The following is a 21397-nucleotide window of genomic DNA, read 5'->3' as shown; positions in this document are numbered from 1 at the left end:
AACCTGATCCTTTGAAGTTGCTTTTTTCACAATACGCCTGCAACCGGTGGCAAAGAGTCGCAAAAAGCTATCTTAGCCGGTGTCGCTCGACAAGATGACGTTTACAGTTTCGGTATGGTCGTCGGGCGGACGGCAATGTCGTCCCTTGCGCCTGACCCACTTCCTTACAACGCTGTCTCTTCTCCTTCTTGGCTGTCTGGCATCCCAGCGTTTGCCGCCGGTAGAAAAACAGCCCGGGTATCTTTCGAAACCCGGGCTGCCTTTATTGCTTACGACGTCAGTCGATTAGAACGAGGCGTCGAGGCGGAGGAAGCCGCTGAACGAGCCGTCCGTGAAGCTGTCGCCGTCGTTGTAGTTGAGAGCGAGCTTGGCATCGAGACCCTGAACGACCTGATAGTCGACGACAGCGCCGATCGCCCAGTCGTTGTTGTCGGTATCGAGGAAGCCGGGAAGCACGCCGCCAATGTGACGATCAGCGAAGTACTGACCGCCAGCGCCAACAGCCAGCTTCTCATTGACCTGGTACTTCAGGTAGCCACCGACCGACCAGGTGTAGCCGTCATACTCGGTATTCAGGCTCCAGTAGGACGGGCCGGTCTCATACGTCGCGATCATTTCGAGCGTCAGAGCGTCCGTTGCCTTGACGTTGGCGATGGCCTTGAATGCGCCTTCGCCGTAAGCATCGTCATAAGCGGCAAACAGGTTGACCGAGCCCCAGCCCTGAGCGATCGACACCTTGCCGACGACGAGCGGAACGTAATCGAAGTTGTCCGACTCTTCTTCCAGCGAGGCCGAGACCGAGATGCCGTTGCCGGCGTCGAAGGTGTAGCGGATCTGGTTGACGCGGTCGCCGCCGCCCTTGTCGAATTCGCCCGACAGGTCGCCGTCGAACAGCGTGTCGGTGTGACCGACGAGCAGGCCGCCGAGTTCGAAGTAGGCGTGACGAAGGGCAGTGCTGCCTTCAGACTTGAGACCGGTCCAAACGTCGCCTTCCCAGCCGCCGCCGCCGATGCCAGCCTGGAACTCGATGTAACGGCGGAACGTGCCGTATTCGGTTTCCGACCGAGCGTCGAACTTCAGGCGGGCCAGCGACGTCTTGTTCCAGCCGTTGTCTTCGTCGGTCCAGTCGATTTCGTAACGAACGAGGCCGCCGATCTTGAGGCAGGTCTCGGTGCCCGGGATGTAATAGAAGCCGGCGCCGTAAACGTCGCAGATGCGGACGTATTCCATGGGCTCCGGCTCAGCGACGACGACAGCGTCGGCAGCGCGAGCGCCGGAGACTGCGAGCAGAGCCGCAGCGGAGCCGAGAAGAAGGCTCTTGATGTTCATTTTCTGACCTCCAGTCAAAAGTTTCAAAAGAGGGTCTGGGTATTTTTTGCTGAAGGACAGCGTTCCCTGCCCCATCCCCGTTTGAAAAAGATACGCACCGCGTTCCTTCTTCGATGCCGACATTTACCGATGAGCCGGGGCGGTTCAACAACGAACAGCGCCAACAGGCACCCTGATGCAATCTATCCGCAACCGATGTTGCACAAATGACACGATTTGATGCCCCCTATAAAGAAGTCATTAAGGTTTGGGCGCCTGGGAGGGGTTGAATCGTATATGGAATCGTCGAGCTCGACGTTCCGCTGACAGAGGAATCGACCGGATTGGGTTTCTCCGAGACATTCCCGGGGGGCTGAGATTCGCCTGGTCGAATCTCCATTCGGTTCTTTTTACGTCTAAAGGCACAAAGCCTTATTGATTGTGCCGCGCCTTTTCTTTATCCAGCGCCTCGACGGAGAGGTGGCCGAGTGGTCGAAGGCGCTCCCCTGCTAAGGGAGTAGAGGTCAAAAGCTTCTCGTGGGTTCGAATCCCATCCTCTCCGCCATCCCCAGGCCATCGAGGCCGACAATCTCCAGAAAACCAAATCATTTCAAAGCGCTATCGCACGCCTCATCGGCGCCAACTACGATTCTGCACGCTGTTTTTCCGCCTCCAGCCGCGATTCTGACTGGAGGTCAGAAAATGAACATCAAGAGCCTTCTTCTCGGCTCCGCTGCGGCTCTGCTCGCAGTCTCCGGCGCTCGCGCTGCCGACGCTGTCGTCGTCGCTGAGCCGGAGCCCATGGAATACGTCCGCATCTGCGACGTTTACGGCGCCGGCTTCTATTACATCCCGGGCACCGAGACCTGCCTCAAGATCGGCGGCCTCGTTCGTTACCAGATCAACTGGACCGACAACGATGACGGCTGGAAGAAGAAGACCACCGCTCGTCTGAAGCTCGACGCGCGTTCGGAGACCGAGTACGGCACCTTCAAGCGCTACATTGAAGTCGAGTTCGCGAACCAGACGTCTTATGACTCCACAGCCGTGAAGCTTCGCTACGCCTACTTCGAACTCGGCGGTCTGATGGTTGGTCGCAACGACACGCTGTTCGACGGCGACCTGTCGGGCGAGTTTGATTCCGCTGGTGGCGATTTCATCAACTCGGTTCGCTACACGTTCGACGCAGGCAACGGCATTGCCGTCAGCGCGGCTCTCGAAGAAGCTGACACCAACTACGACTACACCCCGAACGTCGCCGGCAAGGTGTCGATCGCTCAGGGCTGGGGTGGTGTTGACCTGTTCGCAGCTTACGACGCGACTGCAGAAGAGTACGCTCTGAAGGCAATCGCCTCGTTCAAGGCAACTGACGCTCTTACGCTTCAGGCAATGGCGATCTACAATTCCGGCGACAGCTTCTACGGTATCGGCTACGAGTGGTCGGTTGGCGGCTACGCCAAGTACCAGGTCAATGAGAAGCTGGCGATCGGTGCCGGTGGTCAGTACTTCGCCGACGACTTCGTCAACAGCCAGAACGACTGGACCATTGGTGCAGTTGTCGACTACAAGATCGTCGACAACCTGAACGCCAAGCTCGCCGTGAACTACAATGACGGTGAGAACTACACCGACGGTGTGTTCTCGGGCTTCCTGCGCCTCGACGCTTCGTTCTAATCAGTTCACAAGCTGACTTAGAGAGAACCCGGCGGGCAACCGCCGGGTTTTTTGTTATCCAGTGCTACGTCGGGTAGTCCGTGCCGCCATACACACTCCGCTCAGGCGAAGGATTCAGTCTCCGACTGCATCCACACGTCGAAAAACGTGGCGATTGTGGCCGGCAACTCACCTGTTTCCAGCAACGGCGCATGGCCTTGGTCCTCGATTGTAACCGCCTCCATCTGCGGATTGCGGCTTCTCATCTCATCGAGTGTCTCCGCCGACAGCAGCCGCGAATTGGCGCCGCGGATCGCGAACATTGGAACGGTGGCCAGAGCCTCGAACTGCGGCCACAGGTCCGGCAGGGGCTTCGACAGATCCATCGCCAGCACGGTCTTGATCAGGGCCGGATCGTAGTCCGCTACAGGCTTGCCGCCTTTGTCGCGGTAGATCGCGCGGACGAAGCGCTGCCAGTCGGCTTCTGTCAATGCCGGGAACGCTGAGCCGTGAACCTGCTTCTGCATTTCGACCGCCTCGGTGAAGGTCTCGGGCTGCCGGGCGTTCTGCAGGTATGAGCGAATGTGGGCGAGGCCTTCGGCTTCGATCACCGGGCCGATGTCGTTCAGAACAGCGGCCTCGATCAGGCCGGGACGCATGGCGGCCAGCACATGCATGATCAGCCCGCCGCGCGACGTCCCGACGAAGGCGGCCTGTTCGATCCCCAGCTCTGCGAGACCTGCCAGAATGTCGGCTGCTTCCATGCCAACATTGTAGTTCTGCCAGTTCGGGTCGTAGGCCGACTGCCCGCGGCCGCGATAGTCGAAGCATATGATTCGACGTCGAGTTTTCGAATCGCTTGCGAGGAAGCGCGCGAGTTCGTGGAAATCCCTGCTGTTTCGGGTGAGGCCGGGCAGGCAGACGACGGGCAGATGCGCGTTGCGCTCGCCGTAGATTCGCGCATGCAGCCTCAGGCCGTCATGCGACTGATAGAAAAAGTCGGAGAAACCGTTGTCCATGCGCGTCCCTGCTGACCTCGCTTCGTCAGCGAATTAGCTACCGAAGCGGCCGAACGAGGTCAAACCCGGGCGAGGTCAAACCAGGCGAGGTTAGGCAGGGCAGGGGGCGTCAGCGGCCGTTCACCAAGTCGCCGGCGATGTCGTAGCCGCCGGTGAGGCGCATCTTGTAGACCTGATAGTTCTCCATCACGCGCTGGACGTAGCTGCGCGTCTCCGAGAACGGAATGCGCTCGATCCAGTCTATGACGGTGTCCAGATCCTTGCCTCGCGGGTCGCCGTAACGTGCGATCCACTGGTCGGCGCGGCGGGGGCCGGCGTTGTAGCCGGCGAAGGTCAGCACATAGGAGCCGTTGAAGCGGCCGAGCTGTTCGCCGAGGAAGGCTGCGCCCAAAGTGGCGTTGTAGCCGGCATCCGAAGTCAGCTTGTCGGCCGAATAGGCCAGGCCTGCCTTCTTTGCCACGTCCTTGGCCGTGCCCGGCATGAGCTGCAGCAGGCCACGTGCGCCGGCATTGGAGACTGCCGCGACGTTGAATTCGCTCTCCTGCCGGGCGATGGCGTAGGCAAGCGCCTTGCCCGAACCGGAAATGTTCGCCGAAGAGGGGATCACGCCGACCGGATGCGACAGCGCGCCGACATCGATGCCGCGCTGGGCCGCGATCTTGCCGACGCGCAGCGCGAGATAATGATTGTCCTGTTTTTCGGCCATGACGGCGAGAAGGGCCAGTTCGCCGGGGCTGGTCAGCTGGTTGGAAAGGTCGCGGTAGAGCATCTCGGCGTAGCGGGCATAGCCAGCACCCTCGAGCCGGCTGATGGCGCTGACCGCCTCGCGCTGCGAGAATGCCTGGCGGTCGGCTGCACTTGGCGTCGGATAGACCACGTTGAGCGCCTTGCGGCCGATTCGTTCAGCCGCTAGCTGGCCATAGAAGGTCGTGCCATAGGTGGCGGCGCGGGCATAATAGTCCTTGGCGTCGCCAGGTCCGCCCGCCTCGGCGGCGCGGCCGAGCCAATAATAGGCACGCGACAGTGAGATCGGTCCGCCGGCGACTTCCGCGATACGGGCGAAGTGGGGTGCTGCCGTCTTGGCGTCATTGAGACCGCGCAGTGCGTACCAGCCGGCGTGGAATTCGGCGTCGGCGGCGTTCGTCGGGCTTTCGGCCGAGTGCGCAGCGACGATTCGGTAGGCTGTCTTGACGTCGCCCTTGTCGACGAGTTCGCGCGACAGGACGCGACGCTCGGCCCACCAGGCGTCGGGGTCGACGAGTGCTGCCTTGTCCCTTGGTGCTTTCAACATGAAGGCAGCGGCGTCGGCGAACTTCTCGTTCTTGCGCATGTTGCGCGACTGGGCAAAGAAATAGCCGGCCGAGCGCTGGTTGGCAGGCACCGCTTCGAGCAGCGCCGCGGACTTCTTGTCGCCCTTGATGACGGCCGCCCAAGCCTCGGCCAGCGCCTTTGCGCCGGCAAGATCGGCAACGCGCAGCGCCGAATTCACCCGGTCGGCATAAAACATCTTTTCCATGCGGAAACGATGGTCGGCCTGCGAAATCAGCGTGCCGAACTCCTTGATGACAGCTGCTTCCTGCTGAGGCTCGAGCTTCTCGTTGCGCCAGTAGGGGCTGAGAGTGGCACGTGCGGCCTTGGCGTCGCCAAGCTCCATCTGGGCACGAGCGAGCAATATGGCGCCTTCGATCGTCTGCGGTTCGCTGCCGGCGAAGGCCTGGACGACGATACGCGGACCGGGGTTCTCGCGCGCCATGGCGCGTTCGCTGTTGCGCCGAAGCGTGGCCAGACCCGGCCAGCCGGGCAGGGCCTGTGCTGCGGCCGCGATGTCGGCGCTCGGTACCTTGTCACCGCCATTGAGCGCAATCGCCCACATCAGGATGTGGCGGTCGAGCGCGGTCGCGGGCAGGGCGTCGCGCACGGCGCGTGCCCTGTCGATGTCGCCGCCCGACAGCGCATCGAGGCCGCTTTTCAACTGGTCGGACGAAGCAAAGGCAGCGCGCATGGCGTCGCCCTTGCCGATCGAGGCAAAGGGGATGGCCGACGTCGTGCCCTGGTCGAGTCCGGCAGCCGAGGCAATGCCGGTCGAAAGCGCAAGGACGGCGCTGAAAATCGCAACACGCTGCGGCCCGAGGGCCGGAATGAACTTTGCCATTCCCTGTCTCTTACAATGACTATCCTGGAGCACGCCGCGCGCCCGATGAAGGCGCAGCCATGCTCCGGCACTTTGAATTGGCGCACCGTCTGTTCCGAAAGGCGAATCCGACTTTCGGGCCGATGCGTCGGGTTGGTAGCTGGAGGCTAGCCCCGGGTTGTGAAGAGGCGGTAAACGAAAGGTTAGCGCGCTCATTACAACCCACTTGCCCAATGCCCCTGTTTGCCCGTTGCCATACTTGCCGCAAATTGATGTCGAGACTATGGTGCGCGGCCCTGCTTTCGGCTAGAAAGCCGGCGACATCAAAAAGACCGCGAAACCGTAGGGTTCCCTGGAGTTGGACGACATGCTGAGAGGCTCACTTACCGCGCTCGTGACACCATTCGACAAGAATGGCCGTCTCGACGAGAAAGCCTTTCGCGAACTCGTCGAATGGCAGATATCTGAGGGCACCACGGGTCTCGTCCCCGTAGGCACAACCGGCGAGTCGCCGACACTCTCCCATGACGAACACCGCCACGTCGTGAAGATGTGCGTCGAGGTTGCGCGTGGCCGCGTGCCGGTTATTGCCGGTGCCGGTTCGAACAACACCGAAGAGGCCGTCGGGCTGGTCAAGTTTGCCGAAACCGTCGGCGCGGATGCCGTGCTGGTCGTCACGCCCTATTACAACAAGCCGACGCAGCGTGGCCTCTATGCGCATTTCGCCGCTGTCGCCCAGGCAACGACCCTGCCTGTCATCATCTACAACATCCCGCCGCGCTCGATCATCGACATGACGCCGGAGACGATGGGCCGGCTGGCCCATGACTTCAAGAACATCGCCGGCGTCAAGGATGCGACCGGCAAGGTCGAGCGCGTCTCCGAGCAGCGCATCACCTGCGGCACCGATTTCATTCAGCTGTCGGGCGAGGACGCTTCGGCGCTCGGCTTCAACGCCCATGGCGGCGTTGGCGCCATTTCGGTGACCTCGAACGTTGCGCCACGCCTGTGCGCCGAATTCCAGATCGCCAGCCTGTCCGGCGACAATGCCAAGGCTCTTGAGCTGCAGGATCGCCTGATGCCGCTGCACAAGGCGATCTTCATGGAGCCGGGTGCTTCGGGCGCCAAATACGCGCTGTCGCGTCTCGGCCGCATCGAGAATGTGCTGCGTTCGCCGCTGGTCACCGTCGAAGCTGCGACAGCAGAGAAGATCGACGCTGCGATGAAGCACGCCGGCCTCATCAACTGAGTGCCCAAAGGCTTGCGGAATTGTCACTTCGCAGCCATGTAAGCGCTCTTGGGATTGTGTCTCCTTCGACGCCAGCCCTTCGAATTCGCACCTCGCGATGAGGGAAATCAGCCACTGCAGCTGAAGCCAAGGCGCTGTTTGCGCAGGGGTTCGGATGCCGGTGGCTCCTCATCCGGGGATGCGGGCCAGACGGGTAAGCCGCAGGACGCACCAAACACATAGCGACGTCATGAGCCAGGGCAAGAAATCCGACCCCAACAACAAGATCGCCGCGGAAAACCGCAAGGCGCGCTTCAATTATGAGGTGCTCGACACGCTCGAGGCCGGCATGGTCTTGAGCGGCACTGAGGTCAAGTCGCTGCGTCTGGGACAGGCCAACATCCAGGATTCCTACGCCTCGTTCGAGGGCGGGGAACTGTGGCTGATCAATTCCTACGTGCCGGAATATCTGCAGGCCAACCGCTTCAACCATGAGACGCGGCGCCGCCGCAAGCTGCTGGTCAACAAGCGCGAGATGGCCAAGCTCGCCCAGAGCATCGAGCGCGAGGGCATGACGCTTGTGCCGCTGAAGATCTATTTCAACGATCGCGGCATGGCCAAGATGCTGCTCGCCATCGGCCGTGGCAAGAAGCTTCACGACAAGCGCGAGACCGAAAAGCAGCGCGACTGGAACCGCGAAAAGGGGCGGCTGCTGAAAGAGCGCGGGTAGCGAATATCCCTTCTCCCTTGTGGGAGAAGGTGCCCCGAAAGGGACGGATGACGGGTGCTGGACAGAGCGCGGCCTTTGGGGTGCGCGCTCTTTCTGCATTTCCTTCTGTACCGTCTCATTTCCTCCAACACCCCTCATCGGCGAAAATGCGACATCGGTCTGTTTCGCGGTCGAAATACGCCATCTGCCGTATGCCCAAGTCGCGGGATTGCATCCATACTTGAGGGCAGATCGCGTCATGGCGCAGGCGTGGTCCAGCACCAAGCGAGGAGCGGTGCGATCGTGCGCCGCAATGCGGCTGGACGGCCGGTGAAGGAGACGAGACAGATGAGGACGATCATGATAGCCGCGGCGGCGCTGATGCTGACGCCTGCGGCCCATGCTGCGGTTTCTGTGGCCAAGGAAGTGGCTTCGACGACGATCAGCTATGAGCAGGTCGAGGGCGCAACCATGGAAATGGCCGCCGGCCCGGGCAGGACCGGCGCTGTTTCAGCTCCTGGGAGCAAGGGCTCGCCTCCCGGCAAAGCCATGTTCGGCGCGAATGATGCCGCCCCAGGTAAGCAGGGCGAGACCATCCGGATCGTGGCGGGTCCCAGCAAGCCGGGCAAGCCGTCTTCGACCTCGGATGGCCGAGGTTACCCCAGCGGCAAGTCGGCCCGCGGTTGAAATCGCCCGGCCTGTTTCGGCCCGGATACCGGCTGGCGCTACTGCCGCGTCGGTCGGAGCTACGGTCAGCTCAGCTGACCGGTTATGCGGCTGACGCGATAGCCAGCCGTCTCCGTCGCGAATGCCCCTTGCCCGGTTGTTGCCTTGCGCGCAACCGGGCATTTTTGCGGTTCCAGGCGTGTTTCTATTTTTGTAGGAACTCGGCTACGTCGCGGAAAACATTGACGAACATCTCTTCCGTCAGGACGCCCGTATTGGTGTTGTAGCGCGAGCAGTGATAGCTCGAAAACACCGTGATGCCGCCGATGTCGTGACGGCCGCCATGCTTGAAGGGAACCGCGGCGACCCGTGCGCCAAGGGCGCGAACGGTCGACTGGTGGCCTATCGAGCCGAGCGTCAGAATGGCCTTGAGCTTGGGAAATCGGTGGATCGTTGGCGTAAGGAAGGCGCGGCAGGTGTTGATCTCGGCGCCGACCGGTTTGTTGTCCGGCGGCACGCAGCGCACGGCATTGGTGATCGCGGTGCCGATCAACTCGAGGCTGTCATCGGGACGGGCCAGGAATTCGCCGCGCGCCATTCCGAATTTCTTCAGCGTTGCATAGAGCAGGTCGCCGGCGTAGTCGCCGGTGAACGGCCGGCCGGTACGGTTTGCTCCGCGCACCCCGGGTGCAAGCCCGACGATCAGAAACGTGACCGCTTGCTCTCCTTCCGGGGGCAGGAAGGAGCGCACCGGCGCGTTGTACCAGCCCGGCTCACGCTCGCGCCAGCCGGCGATGAAGTCGTGCAGGCGCGGGCACAATGGGCAGTTCCGGTCGGGATCGACTGGTAGGGCTGAGGCCGAAAACAGCATCGCTCAGATGTCTTCGGCGGTCTGGTCGGCAGCCTCGGCCTTGCGGACCGGTCGTTCCGACGGCTCGCGGCCGATCTCGCCCTTGAGTGTCATCAGGTCTATGAAGTGGTCGGCCTGGCGGCGCAGGTCGTCCGAGATCATCGGCGGCTGCGACGACATGGTGGAGATCACGCTGACCTTGCGGCCGCGGCGCTGCAACGCCTCGACGAGCGTGCGGAAATCGCCGTCACCGGAGAAGATGACATAGTGGTCGACGACATCGGCAAGCTCCAGCGCATCGACCGTCAGCTCGATGTCCATGTTGCCCTTGATCTTGCGCCGACCGGTCGCGTCGGTGAATTCCTTCGCCGGCTTGGTGACGACCTTGAACCCGTTGTAGTCGAGCCAGTCGATCAGCGGACGGATCGACGAGTATTCCTGGTCCTCGACGAGTGCCGTGTAATAGTAGGCACGAAGCAGATAACCACGCTTCTGAAAGCTTGCGAGCAGTTTCCGATAGTCGATATCGAACCCAAGTGAGCGCGAGGTAGCGTAGAGATTGGCTCCGTCGATGAAGAGTGCGATTTTTTCGCGGGAATCAAACATAGGAAAATATCCTTGTTGAAATAGGTATCGCCAAATACGCCAGTTTCGAGCGTTTACGTCCCCGGAGAATTCCTTGCCCCAATCCGGCAGATATCGCCCACAGTGAGTCATTCCAAGAGGGGTAAGGTCGTGGGGCGGTAAAAAAACTGTGGTTGGACCCATGCGGGTGAACTGGCTACGCAGAGCGTGAATGGGCTTCGTGCTTGAACTGTCCGGCCATTCGGGTTAATGCACGCGTCAGCTTTCCATCAAATCCATGCATGAAAGGGGCACTTCATGGCCCGCGTAACTGTTGAAGACTGCATTGACAAGGTCGACAACCGCTTCGAGCTGGTGTTGCTTGCCGGCCACCGTGCCCGCCAGATCTCGCAGGGCGCGCAGATCACCCTGCCGCGCGACAACGACAAGAACCCGGTCGTGGCGCTGCGCGAAATCGCCGACGAGATGCTGTCGCCCGACGATCTCAAGGAAGACCTGATCCATTCGCTGCAGAAGCATGTCGAGGTCGACGAGCCGGAGCCGGAAGCTCCCGAGCCGGCGGACCAGGCCACCGCTTCGGCAATCGACGCGGACGAGCCGGAAGAGAACATCAACTTCGACCGCATGTCGGAAGAAGATCTGCTCGCCGGCATCGAGAGCCTCGTGGCTCCCGAAAAGAGCGACGATTTCTAAGGCCAATCGTGAGTCCGACCCTGCCGGCCATCTGGCGTGGCAGGGCGAATTCTCAAAAAGGTCTCGCGTCGCGTCAAAACGCGCGCCAAACCGGCTGATCGGCACTTCCGCGCCGCCACATCAGTGTTTATCTATGACATGCGTCGCAAGTCCTTGCGGCGCATGATTCATTTCGAGTTCCAGGAAGCTGCCCATGATGCGTCAGTATGAGCTTGTCGAGCGCGTCCAGCGCTACAAGCCTGACGTCAACGAGGCGCTGCTCAACAAAGCCTATGTCTACGCCATGCAGAAGCATGGCCATCAACGCCGCGCCTCTGGCGATCCCTACTTCTCGCATCCGCTGGAAGTGGCGGCGATTCTCACCGACATGCATCTCGACGAGGCGACGATTGCGGTCGCCCTGCTGCATGACACGATCGAGGACACGAGCGCGACGCGCGCCGAGATCGATGAACTGTTCGGGCCCGACATCGGCAGGCTGGTCGAGGGACTGACCAAGCTCAAGAAGCTCGATCTCGTCTCCAAGAAGGCCGAGCAGGCGGAGAATCTGCGCAAGCTCCTGCTGGCGATCTCGGAAGATGTGCGCGTGCTCCTGGTCAAGCTCGCTGACCGCCTGCACAACATGCGCACCTTGCACCATGTGCCCGAAAGCAAGCGCCTGCGCATCGCCGAAGAGACGATGGACATCTATGCGCCGCTTGCCGGCCGCATGGGCATGCAGGGCATGCGCGAGGAACTCGAGGAGCTCGCCTTCCGCTACATCAACCCGGAAGCCTACCGGACGGTGACGGAGCGGCTGAAGGATCTGTCCGAGCGCAACAAGGGCGTGCTCGAGGACATCGAGAAGGCACTGTCGGCGCTGTTTGACAAATATGCCATCAAGGCCGTGGTCACGAGCCGGCAGAAGAAGCCGTGGTCGGTGTTCCGCAAGATGGAGACCAAGGCGCTGTCCTTCGAGCAGCTGTCCGACATCTTCGGCTTCCGTGTCATCCTCGACAATCTGGAAGACTGCTATCGCGCGCTCGGCGCCATCCACACCACCTGGTCGATGGTTCCCGGCCGCTTCAAGGACTACATCTCGACGCCTAAGCAGAACGACTACCGCTCGATCCACACCACCATCGTCGGCCCCTCGCGCCAGCGCATCGAGCTGCAGATTCGCACCCGCGAGATGAACAAGATCGCCGAATACGGCGTCGCCGCGCATTCGATCTACAAGGATGGAGTCGCCAAGGCCAATGGCGCCGGTCACACCATCTCCAAGGACACCAACGCCTATGGCTGGCTCCGGCGCACGATCGAACAGCTGGCCGACGGCGACAATCCGGAAGAGTTCCTGGAGAACACAAAGCTTGAGCTGTTCCAGGACCAGGTGTTCTGCTTCACGCCCAAGGGCATGCTGATCGCGCTGCCGCGCGGCGCCACCCCGATCGACTTCGCTTATGCCGTCCACACCGACGTCGGCGACACCTGCGTTGGCGCCAAGGTCAACGGCCGCGTCATGCCGCTGATGACCGAGCTCAAGAACGGCGACGAGGTCGAGATCATCCGCTCCAAGGCACAGGTGCCGCCTGCCGCCTGGGAGCAGATCGTCGTCACCGGGAAGGCGCGCTCGGCAATCAGGCGGGCGACCAAGAACGCCATCCGCAAGCAATATTCGGGGCTCGGCACCCGCATTCTCGAGCGCGCCTTCGAGCGCGCCGGCAAGAAGTTCACCAAGGACGGGCTGAAGCCGGTGCTTCACCGTCTCGCCCGCAAGGATATCGAGGACGTGCTGGCGTCAGTCGGCCGCGGCGAGCTGTCGTCCAACGACGTCGTGCGGGCCGTCTTCCCCGACTACAAGGAAGAGCGGGCGACGCCCGCAGCCTCCAAGCCGCGCGAAGAAGGCTGGTCGAAGATCCGCAATGCCGCGGGTATGCTGTTCCAGATTCCGGGGCGCTCCTCGACGCCGCAGCGCAAGGAGCCCAAGCGCTGGGGACCGGCCGTACCGATCCGTGGCGTCAGCGGCGACCTGCCGGTCAAGTTCGCGCCAGAAGGTGCGGTGCCTGGCGACCGCATCGTCGGCATCATGCAGCCGGGCTCGGGCATAACCATCTATCCGATCCAGTCGCCGTCGCTGATGGCCTTCGACGACCAGCCGGAACGTTGGATCGACGTCCGCTGGGATCTCGACGAGGGTTCCAAGGAGCGCTTCCCGGCGCGCATTTCGGTGACGGCGATCAACGCGCCGGGCTCGCTCGCCGACATCACGCAGGTGGTGGCGGCTAACGATGCCAACATCCACTCGCTGTCGATGGTGCGCACGGCCCCCGACTTCACCGAAATGCTGCTCGATCTCGAGGTCTGGGATCTCAAGCACTTGAACCGGCTGATTTCGCAGCTCAAGGAAAATGCCAGCGTCAGTGACGCCCGTCGCGTCAACGGGTGACGGCGTCCGTGCTGGACGAAGACAGGAAAGACAAAATGCAGACAAGCGACGTTCTGGACATCTTCCGCTCGGCGGGTGCCGTGCTGGAAGGCCATTTCATCCTGACCTCGGGCCTGCGCAGCCCGGTGTTCCTGCAGAAGGCGCGTGTCTTCATGCACGCCGACAAGACCGAGGCGCTGTGCAAGGCGCTGGCCGAGAAGATCACCGCCGAGGTCAAGGGCGACATCGACTATGTCGTCGGGCCTGCGATCGGCGGGTTGATCCCGGCCTATGAGACGTCGAGGCACTTGCATGTGCCGGCGATCTGGGTCGAGCGCGAGCAGGGCACCTTCCGCCTGCGCCGCTTCGAGATCGAGAAGGGCGTCCGCGTCGTCATCGTCGAGGACATCGTGACCACCGGGCTGTCGATCCGCGAGACCATTGCTTGTCTGACCGAGCTCGGCGCCGAAGTGGTGGCTGCCGCCTGCATCATCGACCGCTCGGCCGGCAAGACCGATGTCGGCGTACCGCTGATTGCGCTTGCCGAATATGAGGTGCCGGCCTATCCGGCCGACCAGCTGCCGCCGGAACTGGCGGCGATCCCGGCCATCAAGCCGGGCAGCCGTAACATCTGAGAGGGCATTCTGTTGAGCCCGCTCGCCCCCCTCTGGCCTGCCGGCAGTCTTCCCCGCAAGGAGGGAGATCGGCAGCTGCGGCGTTGTGCGCCGGAGGGGAAAAGATGATCATCGGCATCGGCAGCGACCTCATCGACATCAGGCGGATCGAGGAATCGATCGAGCGTCATGGTGAGCGCTTCATCAAGCGCATCTTCACCGAAGCCGAACAGGAACGCGCCGAGGGCAGGCGAGGGCGTGTCGCCTCCTATGCCAAGCGCTTCGCCGCCAAGGAGGCCTGCGCCAAAGCGCTGGGCTGCGGTATTGCCGAAGGCGTGTTCTGGACCGAGATGGGCGTGGTCAACCGACCGGGGGGGCAGCCGACCATGGAACTGACCGGTGGAGCCGCGGCGCGCCTGGCAAAGATCACGCCGGCAGGCCACTACGCCGTCGTCCATCTGACCATCACCGACGATTTCCCGCTCGCACAAGCCTTTGTGATCATCGAGGCGATGCCGGTCGAACAACGGCCACTATCTTGAGGTTTTGGCGGCCCTGGAGACATTGCCCCGGGGCGAACGAGCCCTTATACCATCGCGACCTGCAATCGAGGACGACATGAGCGTGGCTGAAAAACAGAAAAAGTCCGGTGGGCTTGGCGAAACCGTAAGCGTTATCGTCCAGGCGCTGCTGCTGGCCCTGGTGATCCGCACCTTCCTGTTCCAGCCGTTTTCGATTCCGTCGGGCTCCATGCGCCCGACGCTGCTCGAGGGCGACTATCTGTTCGTCACCAAATGGGCATACGGCTATTCGCGTTTCTCGCTGCCGCTGGCGCCCAACCTGTTCTCGGGCCGCATCTTCGGCTCCGATCCCGAGCGTGGCGATGTCGTCGTCTTCAAGTTCCCGCCGAACCCTTCGCTCGACTACATCAAGCGCGTCGTCGGCCTGCCTGGTGATCGCATCCAGATGAAGGACGGCGTGCTCTACATCAATGATGTCGCCGTGCCCAAGGTGAAGGTCGGCCAGATCGACAATCCCGACATCACCGAGGAAAACCGCCCGGTCGACGTCTATCGCGAGACCCTGCCGAACGGCGTTTCCTACGACACGCTGGACCTGACGCCGAATTCGATCGGCGACAACACCCGCGAATTCGTCGTGCCCGAAGGCCATTACTTCATGATGGGCGACAATCGCGACAACTCGACCGACAGCCGCTTCAACGTCGGCTATGTGCCGGCCGAGAACCTTGTCGGCCGCGCCAACATCATTTTCTTCTCGATCGCCGGGGGCGCTAGCCCGCTGGAAATCTGGAAGTGGCCGTCGGAAATGCGCGGCTCGCGCCTGTTCAACTTCGTCAGATAGGACATGGCTGCAAAGCGGCTCACCGCCACAGAACTCGCCGATGCGCTGCAACTTCGCACCGGCCATGTCTTCCGCGACCACCAGCGCCTGCAGCGGGCGCTGACGCATGGCAGTGCGCGCAGTGTGCATGCCGGCGTCGACTACGAGCGCTTCGAATTCCTGGGCGACCGGGTGCTGGGGCTTGCCGTTGCCGACATGCTGCTGGCCGATTTTCCCGACGCGCCCGAGGGCGAGCTTTCGGTCCGGCTGAACGCGCTGGTCAACGCCGAGGCGCTGGCCCAGATCGCCGACGAGATCGGCCTTGCCGAACTCATCCGCGCCGGCTCGGAAGTGCGCAACCTTGCCGAGCGCAAGCGCGTCAACCTGCGCGCCGATGCGCTGGAATCGCTGATCGCCGTCATCTATCTCGACGGCGGGCTGGATGCGGCCAAGCGTTTCATCCACAAATACTGGGAGCCGAGGGCTAAGGCCGTGGACGCCGCGCGCCGCGACCCCAAGACCGAGCTTCAAGAATGGGCGCACCAGGCAGCCGGTGCCGTTCCCGCTTACAAGATCGACAGCCGCACCGGCCCCGACCATGATCCCGTCTTTTCGGTGAGCGTCAGGGTTGGAAATCTTACGCCCGCCACGGGCACCGGCCGCTCCAAGCGCGAAGCCGAGCAGAATGCGGCCTCCGCGTTGCTCGTGCGCGAGGGCGTCTGGAAAAACGAGGAGACCGCATCGTGACCGATGCCCCCGAAACCACCACACCCGAAACCGGCGCCACGCGTTCGGGCTTCGTTGCCCTTCTCGGCGCACCCAATGCCGGCAAGTCGACCCTGGTCAACCAGCTGGTCGGCGCGAAGGTGTCGATTGTCACCCACAAGGTGCAGACCACACGGGCTATCGTACGCGGCATCGCCACCCACGATAGCGCCCAGATCGTCTTCGTCGACACACCCGGCATCTTCAAGCCCAAGCGCCGGCTCGACACGGCGATGGTCACCACCGCTTGGGGCGGTGCCAAGGATGCCGACGTGATCCTGGTGTTGATCGACGCCGAGCGTGGCATCCGCGGTGACGCGGCTGCCATCCTTGAGCGTCTCAAGGACGTGCGCCAGCCCAAGATGCTGATCCTCAACAAGGTCGACAGGGTGAAGCCTGAAGCGCTTCTGGCTTTGACTTCGGCTGCCAATGAGCAGGTCGATTTCGAGCGCACCTTCATGGTCTCGGCGCTGACCGGCTCCGGTTGCAAGGACCTGCTCGACTTCCTGGCCAGGCGCCTGCCGCTGGGCCCCTGGTACTACCCCGAGGACCAGATTTCCGATCTGCCGATGCGCCAACTGGCAGCCGAAATCACCCGCGAGAAGCTGTATCTCAGGCTGCATCAGGAGCTGCCCTACTCGTCGCATGTCGAGACCGAGAAATGGGAAGAAAAGCCCGACGGCTCGGTGCGCATCGAGCAGGTCATCTATGTCGAGCGCGACAGCCAGAAGAAGATCGTTCTCGGCCACAAGGGTGAGACCATCCGCGCCATCGGCCAGGCGGCGCGCATGGAGATCGGTGGCATCCTCGAACAGAAGGTGCACCTGTTCCTGTTCGTCAAGGTGCGCGAGAACTGGGGCAACGACCCCGAGCGCTACCGCGAAATGGGACTCGACTTCCCGCACTGAAGAGGCTTCACAGCCACCTCTTGTCGGCGGCTACGCCAATGCGTATCGCAGGACGTGGTTCGGATAGGATTGGTCGCCGATCTGGAACTCGGTGTCGCCGACGTTAGCGAAGCCTTTTCTCAGGTAGAAGTCGGTTGCCGTGGTGTTTTCGGCGTTGACCGCGAGCCAAACATCCGGCCGGTCAGTGGACGTGCACCACTGCAGCGCCGCCGCGAGAAGCCGGCCGCCGGCGCCCGACCCCTGGTGGCGGGGCTGGACATAGAGCTTGACGATTTCCAGGTCGGAGCAGCCTTTGACCGGCGCCGGCGATCCCAGCGCCATGTGAACGAACCCGTCTATTCCGATGCCGTTCTCCGACACCAGGATGAAGTTGTCGGTCTTCGACAAGATGGCTTCGAAATTGGTGGTCGTGAAATGGCTGAGGGCATAGTCGGCGAAGAACGCGTTCACGCCATTGCGAATATAGGTGTTGAGCCAGACTTCGATGCCGATGGCAGCCAGGCTGGATGCGTCCTCTATTCTGGCATGTTTGATCATCGATGCTTCGCCTTGTTCTGCCGCCGCTTATTCGCACGAAGAAATGGATGGCGACAACCCGAGACAAGGACTTGGCGCGGTCCCGGTATTGTCCGTGTTGCCGGAAGGGGCGGCGAGGAATATCCTGTCCCACGCATAGCCTGAACTACGGACACAAGGGGACGCTCTCTTGAAGGCTGTCGTTCATTCCGACCATGCCATCGAGCAATGGCGCGAAGGCGTCAGCACGCGGATGCTGGTGTCGGCGCAGGCCGGGGCCGATCAACTCTGCATCTTCGAACAATGGGTGGCGCCGGGAGCCGGCGCGCCGACGCATCATCATTCTGTCGAGGAGGTGCTGATGGTCATTGTTGGCGACGCAGAACTGTGGCTGGACGGCACGTCGCTCCGCATGGCAGCGGGGCAGTCTTTTGTCGTGCCTGCGCGCCAAAGGCATGGCTTCCGCAACGTCGGCACGGGCCAGTTGCACATGCATGCGGTGCTTGTGTCGCCCGAATTCGAGGCGACGCTGGAGAGTACGGGCGAAACGATACGGCGATGGGGGCGGCAATGAACGCAGCCGGCAGGCTGGCGAGCCTCCAGACGCCGAGCCTCGTTCTCGACGAGACGATCATGCTCCGCAACATCGCCCGCCTTGACGACAAGCTGGCGCGGCTCGGCGTCGCCGGACGCCCGCATCTCAAGACAGTGAAGTCGGTCGACGCCGCCCGGCGCGTGATGCGCAAGGCGAAGGCTGCCACCGTCTCGACGCTGCGGGAAGCGGAAGTGTTCTTCGACGCGGGCATCAAGGACATTCTCTATTGCGTCGGGATAACACCGCAGAAGCTGCCGCGCGTTCTGGCGCTGCATGCCAGGGGCTGCGAGGCGATCGTGATCCTCGATTCGCTTGCGCAGGCGCACGCCGTTGCCGAGGCTTCGCGCGCCGCCGACCACGCGATCCCGGTGCTGATCGAGATCGACTGCGACGGCCACCGCTCCGGGTTGAACCCCGATGACCCGGCGCTGGTGGAGATCGGCCGGGTGCTTGCCCGGGGTGGCGCGGAACTGCGCGGCGTGATCACCCATGCCGGTGAAAGCTATGGCGCGCACAGCGAGGCCGAGCTGGTCGACTTTGCCGAGCGCGAGCGCGATGCGGTGCTGGCCGCCGCGCGCGCCCTTAAGGACGTCGGCCTGCCTTGCCCGGTGCGCAGCGTCGGCTCGACGCCGACAGCACATTTCGCCCGCGACCTGAGCGGCGTGACGGAGGTGAGGGCAGGTGTTTATGTGCTGTTCGACCTCGTCCAGGCCGGCATCGGCGTTTGTCGGCTCGAGGATATCGCCGTGTCGGTGCTGACAACCGTGATCGGCCATCAGAGGGAACGCGGCTGGATCATGATCGATGCCGGCTGGATGGCGCTGTCGCGCGATCGCGGCACGGCGAGCCAGCAGGTCGACCAGGGGTATGGCGTGGTCTGCGATATCGAGGGCAGGGCGCTCGGCGGGCTGATCGTCACCGGCACCAACCAGGAGCATGGCATCGTGACCCTCAGGCCCGGAGCGTCGGGCGCGGTGCCGGATATCCCTGTTGGAACGATGCTGCGCATCCTGCCCAACCACGCCTGCGCGACGGCCGCCCAGTTTGACGGCTTCGAGGTGCTGACGGCGGATGGCGGGCTGGCGCATTGGCCGCGCTTTCGCGGTTGGTGAGGCCCCGTCGCTGTTGCGGTTTGGCCGAGGCGCTTTCTACAGTACCTGCAGCCCGAGATTGCGCAGAAGATCGGTGGCCTGGCCTTTCGAGATCACCGCCCCCTTCAGGAAGGCAGCCTCGTTGAGCTTCAGCGGGCCGAGATCACAGCCGCGCAGGTCCGCCTTCTGGAAGTTGCAGAGCCGCAGGGCCGTGCCACGCAGGCTGCAGCCGTCGAAGACCGCCTCGCGGAAATCGCAGTCCCTGAGATCGGCATCGCCGAAATCGATGTTTTCGAGCGTCTTCCGGCGAAACGAAACGCCTGAGAGGAAGATGCTGACAAGCAGGCACGCCTGAAATTCGATGCCGTTCATCGAGCAGTCGGCGAAGGTTGCGCCAGTGAGCTTGCTCTGGCTGAAGCGTGCAGCGTTCAGCCGCGAACGGGTCCAGTCGGTATTGGCGAGGTCGCAGCCGTGAAACTGGGCGTCGACCGCATCGATGGCTGTGAGCCGCGCGCCGGCCATGCGGCAGTTGAGCCAACGGGTGTCCGTGAGTGTTGCCGCCGACAGGTCGGCGCCGGTCAGATTGCAGTCGGCGAGCTCGCAGCCGTTGAGATCGAGCCGCGCAAGATCGTTGCCTGCCAGTTGCAGGCCTTTGAACGAGCGCTGCCCAAGGGCGAGTTGGTCGGCGAATGAGGTGGGGTGTGGTTCGTTCATGAGGCTGTAGGTGGCAAAGGCTCAGGCGATGGCGGCAAAGGTTGGCGTCTCGGCAAGTACCTGCTCCATGATGGACACCATGGCGCCGCGCGCTTCACGGTTGGTGGTGAAACCTGAAATGGCGATGCCCGAGGCTGGCGAATAGTAGGCCGCCGTTCCCCAGAAGCCGAGATGCGAATGGCAATCGGCCTCGCCGACGCGGCTGACGGCGATGCCGAGGCGGTAGGTCTCGGTCCCTTCGTGGGGGCCGGTCGAGAGCATCTGGCGAAGCGTTGCCGGACTGTCGAAAACCCGGCCTTCGAACAGGGCGGCGAAGACTGTGGCAAGGTCACGCGCCGACATGACCAGCCCGCCACCGCCATAGGGTCCATCGACGCGCTGACGTCGGTTGCGTCGATCTCACCGAGAAACTGGTGCGCTCGGGGCTCGATTTCTTCCGGCTGGGGTTCCGCGATCTCCCACCAGGTCGAAGTGAGGCCGAGCCAGTCGAATGACATCTGGCGCCGAACCGTGGCTGCCAGCGTCTCGCCCGAGATACGCTCGATGATGTCGCCCAGCAGGATGTAGCCGGTATCGGAATAGCGGAAGCGGCGGCCGGCCTCGCTCAAGGGTGGCGAATATTGGACCGCGAGGCGGACTTGCTCCTCGCGCGTCCAGAAACGCGCCGGCTCGCGAAGGACGGTCTCGAAATAGCGAGGGTCGTCGGCATGGTCGTTCAGCCCGGCGCTGTGGTTCAGAAGCTGGCGGACCGAAATCTTGCCCGTTCGGTATCCCGCGCCCGAGAGAAGCTCGTTCAATAGGGGCGTGAGCAATGGAGCGATGGGGCCGTCGAGGTCGACGAGGCCTTGTTCCCACAGGCGCAGGACCGTGGCGGCGACGAAGGTCTTGGTGTTGCTCGCCACCCGCAGCGGCGTGTCCACCGTAAGCGGCCTGCCGGCAACGCCGTCGGCCATACCTGACGAAATGCCCCAGGGTTGCTTGAGCCCCTTGCCGGTAGCGTAGAGAGCCATGGCAGCCGGTTGTCGGCCCAGCATTGCGGCAAGATCGTCGCGGTTCATGCAATTCCCCTCTGCATCGCTGCCAGCATGGTGATTCCCGGCGGACACTCTGGCGCCTTGCAGCCGGCGAGCGATAGCGCCAGCTTGCCTGGGCGCATGGCCAGATGCCCAGATTCAGCGTAGCCGGCTGTTTTCGTTGCCGAACCGGCCGAGACCGAGGTTGCCGAAGCAACAAAACTGTTTGACTCTATCCCCTCCAGGGGGATAGCAATCATGCATGTCCGATCACACGCATACCCACGCTACCCATCCTGAGACGCTCAAGCGGCTGAAGCGGGCCGAGGGGCATCTGCGCGGCGTCATCGCCATGATCGAGGCCGGGCGGCCTTGTCTGGATGTCGCCCAGCAGTTGCATGCCGTCGAAAAGGCGGTCGGCCAGGCCAAGCGCACGCTGATCCAGGATCATCTCGACCATTGCCTCGAGGAGGCGGTCGGACCGCTGCCGCGCGAGCAGCGGCAGTCGATCGACGAGTTCAAGGAAATCACCAAGTACCTCTGAGCATGGCCCCGGCTTCCGCCGAGTTGCCTTGCCAGACGCCGAAA

The 21397-nt window shown here is 62.7% G+C and carries 21 protein-coding genes, 1 tRNA gene and 2 pseudogenes; 15 read left to right on the top strand and 9 right to left on the bottom strand.

Going from position 1 to position 21397, the window contains the following annotated elements:
- Nucleotides 1–285: 285 nt before the first annotated feature.
- Nucleotides 286–1329, bottom strand: a complete 1044-nt coding sequence (locus tag NDO48_RS11155; RefSeq protein ID WP_018427019.1) for a porin — start codon at nt 1327–1329, stop codon at nt 286–288.
- A 453-nt stretch (nt 1330–1782) separates the two neighbouring features.
- Here NDO48_RS11155 and NDO48_RS11150 point away from each other — a divergent pair.
- Both NDO48_RS11150 and NDO48_RS11145 read left to right on the top strand, forming a co-directional pair.
- A tRNA-Ser gene (locus NDO48_RS11150) sits at nt 1783–1873 on the top strand.
- A 137-nt stretch (nt 1874–2010) separates the two neighbouring features.
- Nucleotides 2011–2982: a porin gene (locus tag NDO48_RS11145; RefSeq protein WP_018427020.1), complete on the top strand. Its 972-nt coding sequence runs from the start codon at nt 2011–2013 to the stop codon at nt 2980–2982.
- A 101-nt stretch (nt 2983–3083) separates the two neighbouring features.
- Here the strand turns inward: NDO48_RS11145 and NDO48_RS11140 are convergent, their stop codons facing one another.
- Together NDO48_RS11140 and NDO48_RS11135 are read right to left on the bottom strand one after the other, a co-directional pair.
- Nucleotides 3084–3980 carry an alpha/beta fold hydrolase gene (locus NDO48_RS11140; protein WP_018427021.1) on the bottom strand — a complete coding sequence of 299 codons (897 nt, stop codon included), beginning with the start codon at nt 3978–3980 and terminating at the stop codon, nt 3084–3086.
- A 109-nt stretch (nt 3981–4089) separates the two neighbouring features.
- Nucleotides 4090–6132: a lytic transglycosylase domain-containing protein gene (locus tag NDO48_RS11135; protein WP_018427022.1), complete on the bottom strand. Its 2043-nt coding sequence runs from the start codon at nt 6130–6132 to the stop codon at nt 4090–4092.
- 346 nt (nt 6133–6478) lie between these two features.
- Here NDO48_RS11135 and dapA point away from each other — a divergent pair, with 346 nt between their 5' ends.
- The 3 genes from dapA to NDO48_RS11120 all read left to right on the top strand — a co-directional run bounded on the left by dapA (nt 6479) and on the right by NDO48_RS11120 (nt 8735).
- Nucleotides 6479–7360: a 4-hydroxy-tetrahydrodipicolinate synthase gene (gene dapA, locus NDO48_RS11130; RefSeq protein ID WP_267321485.1), complete on the top strand. Its 882-nt coding sequence runs from the start codon at nt 6479–6481 to the stop codon at nt 7358–7360.
- A 229-nt stretch (nt 7361–7589) separates the two neighbouring features.
- Nucleotides 7590–8069, top strand: a complete 480-nt coding sequence (gene smpB, locus NDO48_RS11125; RefSeq protein WP_018427024.1) for an SsrA-binding protein SmpB — start codon at nt 7590–7592, stop codon at nt 8067–8069.
- Between the two features lie 327 nt (nt 8070–8396).
- A complete protein-coding gene (locus tag NDO48_RS11120; RefSeq protein ID WP_018427025.1) occupies nt 8397–8735 on the top strand; it encodes a hypothetical protein in 339 nt (112 codons plus the stop codon).
- Between the two features lie 184 nt (nt 8736–8919).
- Here NDO48_RS11120 and NDO48_RS11115 read toward each other — a convergent pair whose 3' ends face one another.
- Together NDO48_RS11115 and NDO48_RS11110 are read right to left on the bottom strand one after the other, a co-directional pair.
- Complete coding sequence (locus NDO48_RS11115) at nt 8920–9585, bottom strand: uracil-DNA glycosylase (RefSeq protein WP_267321484.1); 666 nt, start codon at nt 9583–9585, stop codon at nt 8920–8922.
- 3 nt (nt 9586–9588) lie between these two features.
- On the bottom strand, nt 9589–10170 hold the full coding sequence (locus NDO48_RS11110; RefSeq protein WP_018427027.1) for an NYN domain-containing protein: 582 nt from the start codon (nt 10168–10170) through the stop codon (nt 9589–9591).
- Nucleotides 10171–10446: 276 nt separating this feature from the next.
- Between NDO48_RS11110 and rpoZ the strand changes: the two genes are divergently transcribed.
- The 7 genes from rpoZ (at nt 10447) to era (ending at nt 16880) form a co-directional block, all read left to right on the top strand.
- Nucleotides 10447–10842, top strand: a complete 396-nt coding sequence (rpoZ, locus tag NDO48_RS11105) for a DNA-directed RNA polymerase subunit omega (RefSeq protein WP_018427028.1) — start codon at nt 10447–10449, stop codon at nt 10840–10842.
- A gap of 193 nt (nt 10843–11035) precedes the next feature.
- Nucleotides 11036–13270 (top strand): RelA/SpoT family protein, encoded by a 2235-nt coding sequence (locus tag NDO48_RS11100; protein WP_018427029.1) that lies wholly within the window; start codon nt 11036–11038, stop codon nt 13268–13270.
- A gap of 35 nt (nt 13271–13305) precedes the next feature.
- Nucleotides 13306–13884, top strand: a complete 579-nt coding sequence (gene pyrE, locus NDO48_RS11095; protein WP_026226998.1) for an orotate phosphoribosyltransferase — start codon at nt 13306–13308, stop codon at nt 13882–13884.
- A gap of 104 nt (nt 13885–13988) precedes the next feature.
- Entirely contained in the window at nt 13989–14405 is a 417-nt protein-coding gene (acpS, locus tag NDO48_RS11090) for a holo-ACP synthase (RefSeq protein WP_018427031.1), read from the top strand.
- Nucleotides 14406–14481: 76 nt separating this feature from the next.
- Nucleotides 14482–15228 (top strand): signal peptidase I, encoded by a 747-nt coding sequence (gene lepB / locus NDO48_RS11085; protein ID WP_018427032.1) that lies wholly within the window; start codon nt 14482–14484, stop codon nt 15226–15228.
- Nucleotides 15229–15231: 3 nt separating this feature from the next.
- Entirely contained in the window at nt 15232–15954 is a 723-nt protein-coding gene (gene rnc, locus NDO48_RS11080; protein ID WP_018427033.1) for a ribonuclease III, read from the top strand.
- Entirely contained in the window at nt 15951–16880 is a 930-nt protein-coding gene (gene era, locus NDO48_RS11075; protein ID WP_018427034.1) for a GTPase Era, read from the top strand. The genes rnc and era overlap by 4 nt, the downstream gene beginning before the upstream one ends.
- Nucleotides 16881–16910: 30 nt before the next feature.
- Here era and NDO48_RS11070 read toward each other — a convergent pair whose 3' ends face one another.
- Complete coding sequence (locus NDO48_RS11070) at nt 16911–17417, bottom strand: GNAT family N-acetyltransferase (RefSeq protein WP_018427035.1); 507 nt, start codon at nt 17415–17417, stop codon at nt 16911–16913.
- 169 nt (nt 17418–17586) lie between these two features.
- On the opposite strand from NDO48_RS11070, the gene NDO48_RS11065 reads away from it, so the two are divergent.
- Both NDO48_RS11065 and NDO48_RS11060 read left to right on the top strand, forming a co-directional pair.
- Complete coding sequence (locus NDO48_RS11065) at nt 17587–17970, top strand: cupin domain-containing protein (RefSeq protein WP_018427036.1); 384 nt, start codon at nt 17587–17589, stop codon at nt 17968–17970.
- A complete protein-coding gene (locus NDO48_RS11060) occupies nt 17967–19103 on the top strand; it encodes a DSD1 family PLP-dependent enzyme (protein ID WP_018427037.1) in 1137 nt (378 codons plus the stop codon). The genes NDO48_RS11065 and NDO48_RS11060 overlap by 4 nt, the downstream gene beginning before the upstream one ends.
- A 36-nt stretch (nt 19104–19139) precedes the next feature.
- On the opposite strand, the gene NDO48_RS11055 is transcribed toward NDO48_RS11060, so the two are convergent.
- The 3 genes and pseudogenes from NDO48_RS11055 to NDO48_RS30555 form a co-directional block, all read right to left on the bottom strand.
- A complete protein-coding gene (locus tag NDO48_RS11055; RefSeq protein ID WP_018427038.1) occupies nt 19140–19796 on the bottom strand; it encodes a pentapeptide repeat-containing protein in 657 nt (218 codons plus the stop codon).
- 21 nt (nt 19797–19817) lie between these two features.
- Nucleotides 19818–20180: pseudogene (locus NDO48_RS11050) on the bottom strand (serine hydrolase); the annotation flags it as partial.
- A gap of 59 nt (nt 20181–20239) precedes the next feature.
- Nucleotides 20240–20830: pseudogene (locus NDO48_RS30555) on the bottom strand (serine hydrolase domain-containing protein); the annotation flags it as partial.
- A gap of 241 nt (nt 20831–21071) precedes the next feature.
- Here NDO48_RS30555 and NDO48_RS11045 point away from each other — a divergent pair.
- A complete protein-coding gene (locus NDO48_RS11045; protein WP_018427041.1) occupies nt 21072–21353 on the top strand; it encodes a metal-sensing transcriptional repressor in 282 nt (93 codons plus the stop codon).
- Nucleotides 21354–21397: the final 44 nt, after the last annotated feature.

Origin of the sequence: Aminobacter sp. MET-1, from assembly GCF_026521175.1 — a bacterium.
Taxonomy (GTDB): domain Bacteria; phylum Pseudomonadota; class Alphaproteobacteria; order Rhizobiales; family Rhizobiaceae; genus Aminobacter.
Note: the sequence above shows the minus strand (reverse complement) of the source record. Positions and strands in the feature narration are given on the sequence as shown.

What these genes read in the sequence shown, in the direction of transcription:
- smpB (WP_018427024.1), top strand. Translation starts at nt 7,590, where the DNA reads ATGAGCCAGGGCAAGAAATCCGACCCCAACAACAAGATCGCCGCGGAA.
- pyrE (WP_026226998.1), top strand. Translation starts at nt 13,306, where the DNA reads ATGCAGACAAGCGACGTTCTGGACATCTTCCGCTCGGCGGGTGCCGTG.
- acpS (WP_018427031.1), top strand. Translation starts at nt 13,989, where the DNA reads ATGATCATCGGCATCGGCAGCGACCTCATCGACATCAGGCGGATCGAG.
- NDO48_RS11140 (WP_018427021.1), bottom strand. Translation starts at nt 3,980, where the DNA reads ATGGACAACGGTTTCTCCGACTTTTTCTATCAGTCGCATGACGGCCTG.
- NDO48_RS11115 (WP_267321484.1), bottom strand. Translation starts at nt 9,585, where the DNA reads ATGCTGTTTTCGGCCTCAGCCCTACCAGTCGATCCCGACCGGAACTGC.
- NDO48_RS11110 (WP_018427027.1), bottom strand. Translation starts at nt 10,170, where the DNA reads ATGTTTGATTCCCGCGAAAAAATCGCACTCTTCATCGACGGAGCCAAT.
- dapA (WP_267321485.1), top strand. Translation starts at nt 6,479, where the DNA reads ATGCTGAGAGGCTCACTTACCGCGCTCGTGACACCATTCGACAAGAAT.
- NDO48_RS11135 (WP_018427022.1), bottom strand. Translation starts at nt 6,132, where the DNA reads ATGGCAAAGTTCATTCCGGCCCTCGGGCCGCAGCGTGTTGCGATTTTC.
- NDO48_RS11120 (WP_018427025.1), top strand. Translation starts at nt 8,397, where the DNA reads ATGAGGACGATCATGATAGCCGCGGCGGCGCTGATGCTGACGCCTGCG.
- NDO48_RS11045 (WP_018427041.1), top strand. Translation starts at nt 21,072, where the DNA reads ATGTCCGATCACACGCATACCCACGCTACCCATCCTGAGACGCTCAAG.
- NDO48_RS11060 (WP_018427037.1), top strand. Translation starts at nt 17,967, where the DNA reads ATGAACGCAGCCGGCAGGCTGGCGAGCCTCCAGACGCCGAGCCTCGTT.
- NDO48_RS11145 (WP_018427020.1), top strand. Translation starts at nt 2,011, where the DNA reads ATGAACATCAAGAGCCTTCTTCTCGGCTCCGCTGCGGCTCTGCTCGCA.
- NDO48_RS11070 (WP_018427035.1), bottom strand. Translation starts at nt 17,417, where the DNA reads ATGATCAAACATGCCAGAATAGAGGACGCATCCAGCCTGGCTGCCATC.
- rpoZ (WP_018427028.1), top strand. Translation starts at nt 10,447, where the DNA reads ATGGCCCGCGTAACTGTTGAAGACTGCATTGACAAGGTCGACAACCGC.
- NDO48_RS11100 (WP_018427029.1), top strand. Translation starts at nt 11,036, where the DNA reads ATGATGCGTCAGTATGAGCTTGTCGAGCGCGTCCAGCGCTACAAGCCT.
- NDO48_RS11155 (WP_018427019.1), bottom strand. Translation starts at nt 1,329, where the DNA reads ATGAACATCAAGAGCCTTCTTCTCGGCTCCGCTGCGGCTCTGCTCGCA.
- rnc (WP_018427033.1), top strand. Translation starts at nt 15,232, where the DNA reads ATGGCTGCAAAGCGGCTCACCGCCACAGAACTCGCCGATGCGCTGCAA.
- lepB (WP_018427032.1), top strand. Translation starts at nt 14,482, where the DNA reads ATGAGCGTGGCTGAAAAACAGAAAAAGTCCGGTGGGCTTGGCGAAACC.
- NDO48_RS11055 (WP_018427038.1), bottom strand. Translation starts at nt 19,796, where the DNA reads ATGAACGAACCACACCCCACCTCATTCGCCGACCAACTCGCCCTTGGG.